Annotated in this window: 14 protein-coding genes; 10 read left to right on the top strand and 4 right to left on the bottom strand. The window is 73.7% G+C overall.

Annotated elements, in window-relative coordinates; translation table 11 throughout:
* Positions 1-137 precede the first annotated feature (137 nt).
* The 7 genes from ACFVYI_RS06195 (at position 138) to ACFVYI_RS06165 (ending at position 8,975) form a co-directional block, all read left to right on the top strand.
* Complete coding sequence (locus ACFVYI_RS06195; protein ID WP_387881957.1) at positions 138-2,372, top strand: FUSC family protein; 2,235 nt, start codon at positions 138-140, stop codon at positions 2,370-2,372.
* Positions 2,373-2,437: 65 nt separating this feature from the next.
* Positions 2,438-2,746 carry a hypothetical protein gene (locus tag ACFVYI_RS06190; RefSeq protein ID WP_387881956.1) on the top strand — a complete coding sequence of 103 codons (309 nt, stop codon included), beginning with the start codon at positions 2,438-2,440 and terminating at the stop codon, positions 2,744-2,746.
* A gap of 227 nt (positions 2,747-2,973) precedes the next feature.
* A complete protein-coding gene (locus tag ACFVYI_RS06185; protein ID WP_387881955.1) occupies positions 2,974-4,182 on the top strand; it encodes a S8 family peptidase in 1,209 nt (402 codons plus the stop codon).
* 230 nt (positions 4,183-4,412) lie between these two features.
* Positions 4,413-5,366, top strand: a complete 954-nt coding sequence (locus ACFVYI_RS06180) for a hypothetical protein (protein ID WP_387881954.1) — start codon at positions 4,413-4,415, stop codon at positions 5,364-5,366.
* A 233-nt stretch (positions 5,367-5,599) separates the two neighbouring features.
* Entirely contained in the window at positions 5,600-6,664 is a 1,065-nt protein-coding gene (locus ACFVYI_RS06175) for a Ku protein (protein WP_387881953.1), read from the top strand.
* 337 nt (positions 6,665-7,001) lie between these two features.
* Positions 7,002-8,504 (top strand): SulP family inorganic anion transporter, encoded by a 1,503-nt coding sequence (locus ACFVYI_RS06170; RefSeq protein ID WP_387881952.1) that lies wholly within the window; start codon positions 7,002-7,004, stop codon positions 8,502-8,504.
* 57 nt (positions 8,505-8,561) lie between these two features.
* Positions 8,562-8,975 (top strand): hypothetical protein, encoded by a 414-nt coding sequence (locus ACFVYI_RS06165; RefSeq protein WP_387881951.1) that lies wholly within the window; start codon positions 8,562-8,564, stop codon positions 8,973-8,975.
* Between the two features lie 34 nt (positions 8,976-9,009).
* Here the strand turns inward: ACFVYI_RS06165 and ACFVYI_RS06160 are convergent, their stop codons facing one another.
* From ACFVYI_RS06160 to ACFVYI_RS06150, 3 genes are all read right to left on the bottom strand, one after another.
* Positions 9,010-9,996, bottom strand: coding sequence for a SigB/SigF/SigG family RNA polymerase sigma factor (locus ACFVYI_RS06160; protein ID WP_387881950.1), 987 nt, complete (start codon positions 9,994-9,996; stop codon positions 9,010-9,012).
* A 338-nt stretch (positions 9,997-10,334) separates the two neighbouring features.
* On the bottom strand, positions 10,335-10,799 hold the full coding sequence (locus ACFVYI_RS06155; protein WP_387881949.1) for an ATP-binding protein: 465 nt from the start codon (positions 10,797-10,799) through the stop codon (positions 10,335-10,337).
* A gap of 295 nt (positions 10,800-11,094) precedes the next feature.
* On the bottom strand, positions 11,095-11,547 hold the full coding sequence (locus ACFVYI_RS06150) for an STAS domain-containing protein (protein WP_387881948.1): 453 nt from the start codon (positions 11,545-11,547) through the stop codon (positions 11,095-11,097).
* Between the two features lie 292 nt (positions 11,548-11,839).
* Between ACFVYI_RS06150 and ACFVYI_RS06145 the strand changes: the two genes are divergently transcribed.
* The 3 genes from ACFVYI_RS06145 to ACFVYI_RS06135 all read left to right on the top strand — a co-directional run bounded on the left by ACFVYI_RS06145 (position 11,840) and on the right by ACFVYI_RS06135 (position 14,119).
* A complete protein-coding gene (locus tag ACFVYI_RS06145; protein WP_387881947.1) occupies positions 11,840-12,259 on the top strand; it encodes a helix-turn-helix transcriptional regulator in 420 nt (139 codons plus the stop codon).
* A gap of 217 nt (positions 12,260-12,476) precedes the next feature.
* Positions 12,477-12,884 (top strand): nuclear transport factor 2 family protein, encoded by a 408-nt coding sequence (locus ACFVYI_RS06140; RefSeq protein WP_387882038.1) that lies wholly within the window; start codon positions 12,477-12,479, stop codon positions 12,882-12,884.
* Between the two features lie 236 nt (positions 12,885-13,120).
* Positions 13,121-14,119, top strand: a complete 999-nt coding sequence (locus ACFVYI_RS06135; protein WP_387881946.1) for a LuxR C-terminal-related transcriptional regulator — start codon at positions 13,121-13,123, stop codon at positions 14,117-14,119.
* Between the two features lie 65 nt (positions 14,120-14,184).
* Here the strand turns inward: ACFVYI_RS06135 and ACFVYI_RS06130 are convergent, their stop codons facing one another.
* Positions 14,185-14,778: a LuxR C-terminal-related transcriptional regulator gene (locus ACFVYI_RS06130; RefSeq protein ID WP_387881945.1), complete on the bottom strand. Its 594-nt coding sequence runs from the start codon at positions 14,776-14,778 to the stop codon at positions 14,185-14,187.
* Between the last annotated feature and the right edge of the window lie 245 nt (positions 14,779-15,023).

The following is a 15,023-nucleotide window of genomic DNA, read 5'->3' as shown; positions in this document are numbered from 1 at the left end:
GTGGCGCGCCGCCGGGTCGGCCGTGCCCCCCCGGGGAGGGGACGCCGCCCGGTCCGACCTCCCCACCGGAGCGAGGTGCGATGCGCCAGTTGCCCGACCGGCCGGTGCCCGCGCGCCGAGTCCGCCCGGAGCCGGCGGTGGTGCATCGCGCGGTCCGGGTCACCGCCGCGGCGTGCGCGGGCTTCTACACCTTCCGTTACGGCCTGGACCGGCCGGTGACGGCCACCTACGCACTGTTCGGGGCAGTCGCGGTCGGTGTGCTGGCCCGGGTGGAGGGCGGTGCGCGGACCCGTGCGCGCACGCTGCTGCTGACGCTGCCGTTCGCCTGGGCGCTGGTGTGCCTGGGCACCGTCCTGGCCGTGCACGCCTGGACGGCGGCGCTGGGCATGGCGGGCGTGGGCTTCGCGGTGGCCTTCGCCTCGGTGGGCGGGCCCCGGCTGGTGGGGCTCACCAACGGGCTCCAGCTCTTCTACATCCTGCCGTGCTTCCCGCCCTACGCCCCGGACACGCTGCCGCAGCGGCTGACCGGAGTGACGGTGGGTCTCCTGCTGCTCGCGGCGGCGGAGCGGCTGCTGTGGCCGGAGCCGTCGCCGACGGACTACCGCGCCCGGGTGGCGCTCGCCGCCCGGGCGCTGGCACGCCTCGCCGACCTCGCCGCCGCCGACTGCGCCGGACGCCCGCCCGCCGCTCCACCGAGCAGAGCCGGTCCGCCGTCGGCGCCGCCACCGGTATCGGCCCCGGCCCCGCCCGACAACCCCGCCGACGAGCGGGCTCTGGCGCTCCTCGACGACCTGCGGTTCTCCCGGATCCCGATGATGGAGCGCCCCGCCGGCCCCGGCGCCGTCGACCGCGCCCTCACGCACTGCGCGACCACCCTGCGCTTCATCGGCGCCGAGCTGCTGCGGGTCCGCCGGCTCGGCCCCGCCGGCGGTCCCTACCCGGAGGCGGCCGGTCTGGTGACGGCCACCGCCGACGCGCTGCGCGCGGCCGGGGCAGGGGTGCGGACGGACGGGCCGGTCCCGTCCGCCGCGCCGATCGAGGCACGGATCGCCGCCTTCGAGGCCACCCGCACGTCCCCCGGCGGCGGGGTGCCCACGACCTCTACGGATACCACCCGCAAGGCGGCCGGGCCCGGGGGGACGGCCGTGGCCCACCTGGCCCTCGGCACGCTCGCGCTGAGCGCCGCCGAGGGCGCCCGCTTCCTCGTCCTCGCCACCCGCACCACCCGACACGCGCCGCCACCGCCCGACCGCACGCCCCCCGACCAGCGGCCCGGGCCGTTCTGGTACGCCCACGAGCCGGCCGCGCTGCTCTGGTGGCGCCGGGTCCGCGGCAATCTGACGCCCGAGTCGGTGTACTTCCGCAACGCCCTGCGCACCGCCGGCGCCCTCAGCGCGGCCCGCCTGGTGGTCGGTGCGCTCGACCTCACCCACGGCTTCTGGGTCCTGCTGGCGACCCTCACCCTGATGCGGACCAGCGCCGCCGACACCCGGATGACGCTGCGCCCGGCCCTGGCCGGCACCGCCGGGGGCGCCGCCGTGACCGCCGCGCTGCTGATCGCGGTCGGCGAGCACCCGGTCTTCTACGCCGCCGCGCTGCCGCCCACCATGCTGTTCGCGTTCACGATCAGCCCGGGGCTGGGGCTGGCCTGGGCGCAGGGGACGTTCACCGTCGTGGTCGCCATGGTCTTCACCCAACTCACCCCGGCCGGTTGGCGACTGGCCGAGGCCCGGCTGATCGACGTGGCCACCGGCGCGACGATCGGCATCCTCGCCGGGTTCTGCGCCTGGCCCCGCGGCGGCGGCCAGGACCTGCGGCGGCGCACCGCCGAGCTGCTGGACCGCAGCGCCGCGGCACTGTCCGAGACCGTCGCCGTGGTCACCGGGTCGGGTCCGGCCCGGGGCGCCCTCCGGCGAGCCCGGCACAGCGCGCTGCTCACCGAGGCCCTGTACGCCCAGTACCGCAGCGAACGGCACCAACCGGCCGGGGACGGTGCGAACTGGCAGGCCGCCGTGCTCACCGGGCAGCACACCGTCCGCGGCGCCGAGCCCCTGCTCGCCCGCATCCCGCCCGGTACGGCGGCCGTCGGCCCGCACGCGGCGGCAGCCCTGGTGGACCGCGCGGACCAGGTCGCCGCGGCGTTTCGCCGCCAGGGCGCGGCGCTGCTCGAACCGGTCCGCGCCGACGCCGCGGACCGGGCGCTGGCCGAAGCCCACGAGGCCCTGCACGAGGACCGCGTCACGGCCACCCGGACGCCCGCCGACCCGACCTCGCTGCACACCGTCGACGTCACCCTGTGGCTCACCGGCCTGCTGGACGACCTGGCCCGGGTCCATGACTCCGCCCGGACCGCCCCCGCCGGCCCGCACTGACACCGCGTCCGGCGGCCCGGATCCTCGCTTGACAGATAGGCAAGCCTTACCTAAGTTCAACGTCCATGTTCCGCAACCGCCCCGACGCCACCCACCCGGCCACCCTCGCGCGACGTCTGCGCGTGGGGCTCGGACTCCTGCCGATCGACCCGCAGGCCGACATCGGGCGACGCGCCTGGGTGGCCTGCCCTGGCTGCGACGACGCCCGCGGCTGCAGCAGTTGCGCCGAGCGGCGCAACTGCCGGGACCACTGGCGCTACCTGCTGTCCAACACCGGCAGCCTGCTCCACCTCCAGTGCCCCACCTGCACCCACGTCTGGGACCACGAGACCGGTTTCGGCGCCACCCGCCACCACGTCCAGCGACCCGACTGAGCAACCGGCACCGAGCACCGGAGCTCCGACCCCGACCTCCTCAGCCGGGTGCCCGGGATCCGCTCCAACCGACGGACGGTCCGTCCACCCCGCCGGCCGGGAAGCGGAGCAGCGCCCGGGCGGATCGGGGCTCAAGGACAGTACGCCGACGGACGATGCACAAGGTGATCGTCACGTACGGGGCCGTTCGGGCCCCGGGACGGTCGGTTTCGTGAACGGAGCCTTCCATGCGACTGTCCGCGCGCTGCGCGTCCGCCGCACTCATCCTGCTCGTTCCCCTGTGTGCCGCACAGGGCGCCGCAGCCGGCGAACCCTCCGGGCGGGCCGTTCCGGCCCCGCTGCACAAGGCGGCCCGGACCGTCCCGGGCCAGTACATCGTCACCGTGCACAAGGGCCTCGACCCGGCCGCGACGGCCGCCGAGGTCCGCGGCGTCGAGCCGCTGCACACCTACCGCCACGCCCTGAACGGCTTCTCCGCCCGCCTGGACGCCGCCCAGCTGGAGCAGGTGCGGGCGCTGCCCGGTGTGGAGGCCGTCGAGGAGGACGCCGTCGCGAGCGTCCCGGAAGGCACCAGAGCGCCCGCCCCGGCCACCCGGGGAGCCGCCTCCAGCTGGGGCCTTGACCGCATCGATCAGCAGGATTGGGACAAGGACGCGGGTACGGGTGACGGTCAGTTCACCGTCGAGGGCGACGGAGCCGGTGTCACCGCCTATCTGATCGGCACCGGCATCGAGTTCGGCCACGACGAGTTCGAGGGCCGCGCCGTCCTCGGCACGGACACCATCGGCGACGGGCAGAACGGTGCCGACTGTCAAGGCGTCGGCACCCACGTCGCCGGCATCGTCGGCGGCAAGACCTACGGCGTCGCCCGCAAGGTGAACCTGGTCAGCGTCCGCGTCGTGGGCTGTGACGGCCAGGGCACCAACGAGCAGCTCATCGCCGGCCTCGACTGGGTGGCGGCGAACGCCAAGAAGCCCGCAGTCGCCAACATCTCCGTCGGCGGGGACGCGAACGAAACGATCAACAAGGCCGCCGACGCGCTCTCCACCGCGGGCATCCTGCCCGTCGTCTCCGGCGGCAACGGCGCCCGGGACGCCTGCCTCTCCTCACCCGCGTCCGCCAAGCGGGTCATCACCGTCGGCGCGACCAACAAGTACGACGAGGAGACCGACTTCAGCAACTACGGCACCTGCGTCTCGCTGTACGCGCCCGGCGAGGACATCACCTCCGCCAAGCTCGGCGGCGGCAGCGTCGTCCGGGGCGGCACCGCCATGGCCGCCCCGCACGTCACCGGCACCGTCGCCCTCTACCTCGCCGGGCACACCGACGCGACCCCCGAAGCCCTCGCCCTGTGGCTCTCCACCGAAACCACCAAGGACGCCCTGACCGTCAGCAAGAGCAGCCCCAACGAACTGCTGTACACCGCCGGCCTCTGACCGGCTCGGACGCCCACCGGACGCCCCACCGCGCCCCAGGGCCGGCGGGGCGTCCGCGTCACGGACCGGACCCCGGAGAGCGCCGGGCCGCGCCGGCCACTACGGGCGGACACTGATCCCACGAGCCACCGCAGCACACGCGGGCCCAGCGAGAACAGGCCGGAGCAATGAGTGAGCGGACCCATGACGATCACGTCGGCCGCGGCAGCCGACGCACCCGCCGAGAAGCCGTGAACGCGTCCGCCTCCACCTTCGACGAGGTCGCCGACGAGCTCTACGCGCTCGCTCCGGCGGACTTCACCTCGGTCCGCAACCGGCACGCCGACAGGCTGAAGGAGAGCGACCCACAGCTCGCCCGGCGGATCCGCGCGCTGCACCGCCCCACCCAGGCCGCGTGGGCCGCCAACCTCCTCGCCCACCGGCACCCCGGCCTCGTCGGGGAGCTGCTCGACCTCGGCCGGGCCCTGCGGGACGCACAGGCCCATCTCGCCGGCGAGCAGCTGCGCGGGCTCGTCGAGCAGCGTCGACAGCTGGTGCGGGCGCTGACCGAGCACGCCGAGCAGGACGCCGAGGCGGCCGGGCATCCGCTGGGCGCGGACGCCGTGGCCGGCGTGGACCGGACGCTCACCGCCGCGCTCGCCGACCCCGACGCCGGCCGGTCCCTCGCCGCGGGCCGGCTGACCGCCCCGCTGGAGCCGGTGCTCTGGCCGGAGAGCACCTCCGGCGGGCCGCAGGCCGAGGAGCCGGGCCGGGACGCCGGGAAGGCACCCGCGCCCCGACCGACCGCCAAGGTCGAGGCGCAGCCAGCGACCGAGCGGAAGCGGCTGCGCGCACAGGAACGCGCCCGGAAGGCGGTGGCCGCTGCGGAACGGGCCGCGAGCGCGGCCGCCGGGCGGTCCGAGGACGCCGCGCGGGCACTCGCCGACGCCGAGGCGGCCCGCCGGAAGGCGGCGGACGAAGCCGGGCGGGCCCGCGACGCGCTCGCCGGGGCCCGGGAGCGGGAGGCCCGCTCCCGGGCGGACCTCGCCCGCGCCGAGAAGCGGGTGCGGGCCGCCCAGGTCACCGCGGACGCGGCCGGCGAGGAAGCCGGACGGGCCCGGGAGGCCGCACTGGAGGCGGCCGAGCGGCTGCACGAACTCGGCCCCGCACGGGAGGCCGGCGCCCACGGCGGGAGCACCGGCTGAGCACCCCCTGTCACACCCGCGTCGCCGGGGTTTGGGCAGGTGGGTGACCGGCCAGGCTCCGGACAGGGCGTGTCCGCGCCTCCGAGCGGGGCGACCCGACGGCGCCCGTCGGCCCGGCACCGCGCACGGGCGGCCGGCACCGCGCGCGGGCGGCCGGTCCGGCGACGACGCCGGCGGTGAAGCCGTCCCGTGCGACCGGCGAAGGACCGGCCTGGTTCGAGAAGGAGGCCGTCATGGCCCGACCCGTGTGGACCGGGGTACTCACCTTCGGCCTGGTCACCGTGCCCGTCGCCCTGTACACGGCGACGCAGTCCCACGACGTGCGCTTCCACCAGCTCCAGCGGGGCACCTCCGACCGGGTCCGCAACAAGCGGGTCAACGAGCGGACCGGCAGCGAAGTGGACTACCGGGAGATCGTGAAGGGCTATCCGGTCGCCGAGGGCGAGTACGTGATCGTGGAACCGGAAGAGCTGGAGCAGCTTTCCCCCGGCCGCTCCCGCACCATCGACATCGCCGGCTTCGTCGACCTCGCCGACGTGGACCCGATCTTCTTCGACAAGACCTACTACCTGGGCCCGAAGGGAACGGAGTACGCGAAGGTCTACGCACTGCTCGTGGAGGCCCTCGACCACTCCGGGAAGGCCGGGCTGGCCATGTTCGCGATGCGGGGCAAGGAGTACCTGACCGCCGTCCGGTCCGAGAGCGGCCTGCTGGAGCTGCACACCATGCACTTCGCCGACGAGGTCCGCAACCCCCGCAGCGAGATCGACGACCTCCCCGAGAACGTGAAGCCGTCCGCCCAGGAGGTCAGGACCGCCGAACAGCTGATCGGCATGCTCGCCGTCGACTGGACCCCCGAGGACTGGCACGACACCTACGAGGACCAGGTCAAGAAGCTCATCGAGGACAAGCTCGCCGGCCGCGAGATCGCCGCCTCCGGTGGCCCCGCCCCCGAGGCCACCAACGTCATCGACCTGATGGACGCCCTGCGCCGCAGCCTCGACGACGCCCGCACGGAGGAACCCGGCGGCCGGAGGCGGAGCGGCGACCGGCCGACGCCCGCGCGTGCCGGTCGGACCCCCAAGCAGACCGGCGGCAAGAAGAGCACCTCGTCCAGGGCCGGCGCCACCGCCGAGGCCTCGGGGAAGCCGGCCGCCCAGCAGCTCTCCGGGCTCACCAAGGCCGAGCTCTACAAACGCGCCACCGACCTCGACATCCCCCGCCGCTCCACCATGACGCGCGACGAACTCCGACTCGCCCTCGAAGAGGCTGGCCGCCCCCACCGTGCCGCGTCCTGACCCTGACCCTGCCCGGGAGCTCCGCGGGCCGAGAGCTCCGCGGGCCGGGGCCGGCACGGCGAACCAGGGCTGCGGTGGAACGGAGGGGGAGCAGCGGCCGATGGCCGCCGACGCCGCCAGGCTCCCGGGATCTGACGTTGGGGTAGAGTCGCTGGCGCGGGGGGGCCAGTCGCCCTCCTCACCCACGGCCTGCGCGACCTGCGCGGGCCGACCGTCGTATCGGGGCCGATGACGCCCCCGCGCCGATGACGCCGCCGCGAGGAATCCACCGGCCCTCCGCGCCCCGTCCCCGCGCGCACCTGCCGGTCGCGCCCGAGCCCGACAGGTCCACGCCGTCTTGCAGACTCCCCCGCCCACCGTTGTCGCGCGCCTGCGCGGCGCCCGTCCCACCTGGCTGAACGACCCGAAGGTCTGGCGCACCGAGGTGCTGGCCGGCCTGGTGGTCGCGCTCGCGCTGATCCCCGAGGCGATCTCGTTCTCGATCATCGCCGGCGTGCCCCCCAAAATCGGCCTGTTCGCCTCCTTCACGATGGCGGTGACGATCGCGATCGTCGGCGGACGCCGCGCGATGATCTCGGCCGCGACCGGCGCCGTCGCGCTGGTCATCGGGCCGTTGAACCGCGAGCACGGCTTCGGCCACCTGGTGGCGGCGGTGATCCTGGCCGGGGTCTTCCAGATCGTGCTGGGCGCGCTCGGGGTGGCGAAGCTGATCCGGTTCGTGCCCCGCTCGGTGATGGTCGGCTTCGTCAACGCCCTGGCGATCCTGGTCTTCATGGCCCAGGTCCCCGAGATGACGCACGTGCCGTGGCCGGTCTATCCGCTGATCGCGGCCGGGCTGGCCCTGATGGTGTTCTTCCCGAAGGTCACCACCGTCGTGCCCGCGCCGTTGGTCTCGATCGTCATCCTCACCGTCGTCACCGTCGCGGCCGGCCTCGCGGTGCCGACCGTGGGCGACAAGGGCGAGCTGCCGTCCGCGCTGCCCGTGCCCGGGCTGCCGGACGTGCCGTTCACCCTGCACACGCTGACGATCATCGCCCCGTACGCCCTCGCGATGGCGCTGGTCGGGCTGATGGAGTCGCTGATGACCGCCCGGCTCGTCGACGACATCACCGACACCCGCTCCGACAAGACCCGCGAGTCGATCGGCCAGGGTGTCGCCAACATCGTCACCGGCTTCTTCGGCGGCATGGGCGGCTGCGCGATGATCGGGCAGACCATGATCAACGTGAAGGTGTCCGGGGCCCGTACCCGGCTCTCCACCTTCCTGGCCGGCGCGTTCCTGATGGTGCTGTGCATCGTCTTCGGCCCGGTCGTGTCCGACATCCCGATGGCCGCGCTGGTCGCCGTGATGGTGATGGTGTGCTTCGCGACGTTCGACTGGCACTCCATCGCCCCGAAGACCTTGCGGCGGATGCCGGCCGGGGAGATCGCCGTCATGGTGATCACCGTCGCCCTCGTCGTCGCCACGTCCAACCTCGCCGTCGGCGTCGTGGTCGGCTCGATCACCGCCATGGTGATCTTCGCCAGGCGCGTCGCCCACCACGCGGACATCGCCGCCGTCACCGATCCCGACGGCGGCCGGGTGGTCTACTCCGTGACCGGGGAGCTCTTCTTCGCCTCCAGCAACGACCTCCTCGGCCGGTTCGACTACGGAGGCGACCCGGACCGGGTCGTCATCGACCTGAGCCGCGCGCAGATCTGGGACGCCTCCTCCGTGGCCGCCCTCGACGCGGTCGAGGCGAAGTACGCGCAGCGCGGCAAGACCGTCGAGATCACCGGTCTCAACAAGCCCAGCGCCGAGATCCACCGGAGTCTCAGCGGCGAACTCACCAGCCACTGAGACCGCAGTATCCTGGAGGGTTCCGTCGCGTCCCGGTTTCCCAGGGGGTGCAGTCCCATGCAACAGCGTGCCGACCGAGATCTGACGACGCTCGGAGAGATCATCGAGCCGGCGGCCGCGGCCGCCCCGGCCCCGGTCCGAGCCCGGGCGAGGCTGGTGGTGGCCGCCCACTCCCGGGACCGGGAGGACTGCCGCGCGCTGCTCCAGGCGCTCGGCCTGGAGCGTGAGGACGACACCGAGGACGCGGGGACCGCGGGGGCGGCAGCCCGGATCTGCGTGCACTGTGGTCGCTCGTACCAGCACCCGGGAGTCAGACGGCGCGACCGGTTCTGCTCCACCCGGTGCTACCGGCTCTCCGGGGAGCAGCCCGGCGCCGCTGCGACAGCGGCCGCCCCGGAGGCGCCCGGCGACGCGGCGGCCGGTCCGCTTCCGGCCGTGGCGCCCGGGCCGCGCGGATCGGGGCAGCCGTAGGGGCTCCGAGGCCGTTCCAGTGCCCGCCGGCCGGTCAGTGACGTCCCCGCCCCCGACGGGTCGCGGTGCCGCCGGCGGAACCGCCACCGAGCGAGCCGCTCGGGTGGCACGCCGGACCGGTCGGGTCGGCCGGTCCACCGCTGTGGCCGGGGGCGTCGCAGTCCTCCAGTTGCTCGCGCAGCCCGGCCAGGACGGCGGAGAGGAGCCGGGACACCTGCATCTGGGAGACCCCGATCCGCTCGGCGATCTCCGCCTGGGTGCGGCCGTCCCAGAAGCGGAGCTTCAGCACGGTCTGTTCACGCTCGGGGAGCCGGCCCAGCAGCGGGCGCACGGCGGTACGGAACTCGACGAGTCCGAGGTCCGGGTCCTCCGCGCCGAGCCTGTCCAGGAGGGCGCTGCCGGCCTCGTCGGTGTCCTGCTCGCGCAGCGCGTCCAGTGAGTCGGACCGGTGGATCCGGCCGGCGACCAGGCCCTCGACGACCTGGTCGACCGTCAGCCCGAGATCCTCGGCGAGCTCCTCGGGGCGGGGCAGGCGGCCCAGCCGCTGCTCCAGCCGGTCCGAGCCGCGGACGACCGCCAGGTAGAGCTCCTGCATGCTGCGGGGAACGCGCACCGGCCAGGAGGTGTCACGGAAGAACCGCTTGATCTCCCCGGCGATGGTGGGGATCGCGTACGTCACGAACTCGGCCCCGCGTGCGGGGTCGTAGCCGTCGACGGCCTTGATCAGCCCGATGGTTCCGACCTGGAGGATGTCGTCCATGTCCTCCGGGCGGTGCCGGAAGCGGGAGGCGATGAAGCGCACCAGCGGCATGTTGAGTTCGATGATCGTGCCGCGGACGTAGCTGTAGGCGTGGGTCTCGCGCTCCAGGCTCGACAGCCGCTCGAACAGCGCGTCGCTGATCGCGCGGGCCTCGACCTTTCCCATCGCCCGCAGCTCCTCGGCGCTGGGGCGGCTGGGCAGACCGGGCGGCGGTGCGGCCGTCCGGCCGCCTCGACGACCGGTTCCTACGGTGGTGGACACGGCACTTCTCCTGGGCATCAGAGCCGACCGCCCTGGTCCGACGGCGCTCGCCGCCTGCTTGGCGCATGTGCGCGCTCTTCGTGGGCTCTCGTCCCGGGGGCCTGCCCGGCTTCGTCGGGCCGAGCCCCGTGGCACCCCGGTGGGGTGCGGGCGCGACCGGCACCTGACCCGGCCGCCGCCTTGTGTGGTACCCGATATCGACCGATTGATTCATCCATCTCCCGGTTCATCCCTCATCGACCGGATCGGGTCATCGACCGGATCGGCCGGCCGGCACGGACGGCTCCGGGTGGGCCCGGAACGCAGCGCGGTCGTCACGGCCCCGGACCTCGCGGGTCTCAGTCCCAGGCGCGGCGGGCGGGCGGTGCGAGCACCTCCAGCCAGACCGCCTTCCCCTCCCCCTCCGGCAGCGACCCCCACGCACGGGCGAGCCGGTCCACCACCCGCAGCCCGTGCCCGCCCGGGCGCCCCCGGTCCGCCGGGCGGCGAAGGAACGGCGCCACCGGACTCAGGTCCACGACCTCCGCCCGCAGCAGGACGCCGTCCCAGCCCAGACGCAGTTCCCGCGGGCCGCCCGGGGCGTGCAGACAGGCGTTGGTGACCAGCTCGGAGACCATCAGCAGGACGTCCTCGGCGGCGGCCCGCCGCTCCTCGCCACGGGCCGGCAGCCACGCCCAGTCGGTCAGCGCCCCGCGGGTGAACTCCCGGCAGCGGTGCACCGCACCGTGACCGCCGTACAGCGCCAGCCGTCTGACCTGCTGTGCGCCGGCCGGCCGGGGCTCGTCCTCATGGCGAACAATCATCGTGCGACCCTCGTTCGGCACCGGAGGATCCCAGCGGGCGGCGGGCGGGCCGGGTCGGACCCGCGGCAGCGGTCCGGGGCACCGCCCGGGGACCCGGCCGGTGGCCTCCGGCGTGCCCTTCGCATCCTCCTTGCCGGGCGAGTGCCCAGCCCGGGGGCGGTTACACACCCGCGGTCCGACGGAGTTGCCGCCGGGGCGGATCGACGAGCGGCGCCAACGGCAGGAGGGCTCCGACCGGGCCTCGAACCGGTGAGGATCACCCTTCACCGTGGAGGTCCCGGTGAAAGCACGACGGTCACGGCGCGGTGTCGTCGGCTCCCGGCCGCCCGGGGCGGCCATCGGGGCCGGGGGCGAACAGTCCGCGGGTGTCGGTGATGGCGAGGAGCCGCCCCACCTGGGCGCTGACCTCGGTGATGACCACGTCGCGGCCGGTGCGCAGGGCGGTCAGCCGAAGGCGCAGCAGGGTGTTGAGGCCGGTGCTGTTGCAGAAGGTGACGGCGGACAGGTCGACGTCGAGGCCGGTGCTGCTGGCGTGCAGGGCCTGTTCGAGGGCTTCGTCGAGGGGGCCGGCGACATCGAGATCGATCTGGCCGGACACCCGCACCCGGACACGGTCCTGTGCGGTCTCCGAGTCCACCCACAGATCGTCGGCGAGGCGCCGCTCCCCGAGCGGGCCGCTTCCGTCCACCGGCGCCGGCGGGGTGCTGGGCGCGGCGTCGGAACTCCTCGTACGCGGATCGTCTGGCATGGCCTCCTCCTCCGGGCGACGAAGGCGGACGTCTCCAGCGTGGAATGCAATGCTTCTCGCGTCAAGCGATACGTGAACAGAAATGCGTACATGAGGAAGCTGGAAGATCGGATCCTATGACGGAGCCGGACCGTACTCGGCGGCCAGTTCGATGACCTCCGCGACGGCGAACCCGGGGCGTGCGGGGACGCGGACACCTCCAGGGTGGCCCGCAGCACTTTTCACGTCAACAGATGCTTGAACGCGAATTCGCATGTGGCGAGAAGGGAATCGGCACTCCTACGATGGAGGCATGGCCCTCGAAGAATCCGCGCGGACGGGCTGGACGTTCGTCACCAACCACGCCCGGGTGCTCGCCGCGATCGCCCGTGACCCCGGTGTGCGTCTGCGGGACGTCGCGGTGGAGGTCCAGCTCACCGAGCGCGCCGTCCAAGCCATCGTGACCGACCTCGAACAGGCCGGTTATCTCACCCGTTCCCGCACCGGGCGCCGCAACCGCTACCGCATCACCTCCGGCACCTGGCTCAGGCACCCGGCGGAGTCCGGGCTCAGCGTCGCCGCGCTCCTCGACCTGCTGGCCCCGTCCCACACCCACGCCGCCGAGAACCCTGACGGGGACGGGGGCGGAGCCCGGGACGGCAACGGGCACGACCACGCCCCGGAGCCGGGCCGGACCCTTCCGCAACGGTCCGGCCACCACGCCGAACGCTGAGAAGGCGGCACCGGCGGGCGGGGACACGGGGTTGCTCGCGCGGCGGAATCGTTCGGCACTCCGGTGGGCGGTGGGCGCATATCCGTGGGCGACCTGGGCAGGCGCGCGACGACCGAGGAGGTCGCCGCGCCCGCGAGCGCGCCGACGCCCACGCGCCGGGTGGCGGCCACGCGCCGGGTGGCGGCCGGGGGCCGGGTGGCGGAGCATCCTGAGCATGGTGAGCGGCGACGAGGAACAGGTCCGGACGCTGATCCTGAACTGGGTGGCGGCCGTGCACGCCGGCGATCTGGACGCGGTCCTGGCGGACCACGCGGCGGACGTGGTGATGTTCGACGTGCCACCGCCGTACGAGGGCGTGCGCGGCATCGACGCCTACCGGGAGACCTGGCCGCCGTTCTTCGAGTGGCAGGCACGGGGCGCGGCGTTCGAGACCGAGTCGCTGGAGGTCACCGCCGGGGCCGAGGTCGCCTTCGCGTACGCGCTGTTGCGCTGCGGGACACCGCAGGACTTCACCGACCGACCGGCACAGCGACTGCGGCTCACCGTCGGGCTGCGCAAGGAGGGCGGCCGCTGGGTGGTCGCGCACGAGCACCACTCCTTCCCCGACCCGGGCGACGCCCGGTAGCCGCCTCACGTACCGCGGAGGCGCGCAGCCGTCGACGGTCACTGTGCGTAGCGGGGACCGGGGCTCGCGGAACCGGATTCCGACCCTCGGGGGCGGCGGATCCGAATCCGCGCCCCCTTGACCGGTCAAGTGCTTCAAGTAATGTCGCCAGCCGGGACCCAGGAGCCTCTGGATCTCCTTGTTGCTCGACCATGTGTTCCGCTCATGATCCGGATCTACGGCTGGAGTACAAGGCGATGACCGCGGCAACCGAGATCGGCGCTCGCTTCGCGTACCGCGTCTACCAGTCACTTCTGCGCGCCGAGCACGACGGCATCTGTCTGGAGGAGATCGCCCGGCACCTCGGCATCGGACTGGACCAGGTCCACGAGGCCGTGGAGTGGCTGGCCGAGAACGGCCTCCTCAACCAGAGCTGGAACTCGACCACCCTGGTCGCCACCCCGCAGAGCGTCCTGCGACGCCTGTTCGCCGACCAGCAGGAGCGCATCGCCGAGTTCACCCGCGCCAACGACCTGATCGCCGACCTGACGAACGGGTTCCTGACCATGCCGGCGTCCGAACGGGAGAGCCTGGCGGTCGAGGTGATCGAGTCCCGGGCCCGGCTGCGCCGAAGATTCGGGGACCTCCACGCGTCCAGCAGGTACGAGGTGTCGCTGATGCTGCCGACCCTGACCGAGCGGGAGCCCCTGCCCCTGTGCATCCGTGCGGACGTCGAACTGCTCAGACGGGGAGTCCGCTACCGCCTCATGGCGCCGTCCTCGGCCCTCGACAGCGCGGCCGCCGTCGAGTACGTCAACGCGCTCCAGGAGTCCGGCGCCGAGGTGCGGACCGCCGAGTCGCTGCCGCTGCGTCTGGTGATCCTCGACCAGGAGAAGGTCGTCACCCAGTCGCAGCTCGAAGGACTGCGCCTCAACGTGGTGATCAACGGCGGCCTGCTGGCCCAGCTCTTCACCCGCGTCTTCGAGCACAGCTGGTCCGGCGCCGCGCCGTACACCCGCCGGCGGCGGGTCCGTGGTGCGGCGCCGATGCTCACCGACACCCACAAGCTGGTGCTGCGGATGATGGCCGGCGGGACGACCGACAAGTCCATCGCCCGGCATCTCGGGTGCTCCGACCGGACGGTGCGGCGTTTCGTCGCCGAGATCCTGCGCGTGCTGGAGACCGACAACAGGCTCACCGCCATGGTGCGGGCCACCCGGCTCGGGCTCCTCGAACAGGAGGTGATGGCACCGTGAACGGCCGCACTCGTTCCGCCGGGTGCCCCAACGCCGCCCCGCAGGCCGGAGTTTGAAGACGGGCCCTACAACAGGCCCCGCTCGAAGGCGATCCGCGCGGCGTCGAAGCGGTTCCTCCCGTCGAGCTTGCGCATCGCGCACGAGGTGAGGTTGCGCACCGTCCCCGCCGCCAGATAGAGCTCGCGGGCCACCTCCTTCACCGAGGCCCCCGTCGCGGTGAGCCGGAGGATCTCCCGCTCCCGGCTGCTCAGGACCTGGCCGGTGACCGACGTCCGGGGGAACGGCTGCACGGAGCCGGTCGTCCGGACGCCCGCGGCGGCCTCCCGGATGGCGTCGACCAGGCGCGGGATCCTGGTCTGCTTCGGAATGACGCCGAGCACTCCCGCCGACACGGCACGGTCCACCAGCGCCCGGGTGGGCCGTGCCGTCATGATGACGACCCGGCAGTCGGGCAGCCGCTTGCCCAGCTCCCGCACCAGGCGGAAGCCGCCCTGGGCGGTGCCCATCCCGAGGACGGCCACGTCGGGCCGGCGGCGCACCGCCACCGGGACGATCAGCGCGCTCCTGCTCACCGCGCCGACGACCTCGAAGTCCGCCACGGAGGCGAGCACCTCGGCGATCGCCTCCAGGGGAAGCAGGTGCTCATCGGCTATCAACACACGAATGGTTCTCACTAGGTCCCCCCTGGGATCCCGTGAAACGGAACTCATGGTGATCGATTCGGCCCAGGGCCCCGGACGGACACGGCCCAGTGTGCGGTCGGCCGTCCGGCGCCGTCGACGGATCCGAACGTCCGCGTGCGGACATGTCCTCAGCAGGACTGGTGGGTCTACGCGTGTCATTGATGACCCTTCAACCTATCCCGGCTCCCCCGGCAGACCCGGCTCCCGGGCGCAGGGACGTG

Origin of the sequence: Kitasatospora sp. NPDC058218 (assembly GCF_042882445.1) — a bacterium.
Taxonomy (GTDB): domain Bacteria; phylum Actinomycetota; class Actinomycetes; order Streptomycetales; family Streptomycetaceae; genus Kitasatospora.
This window is presented reverse-complemented; position numbering and strand designations above follow the sequence as displayed.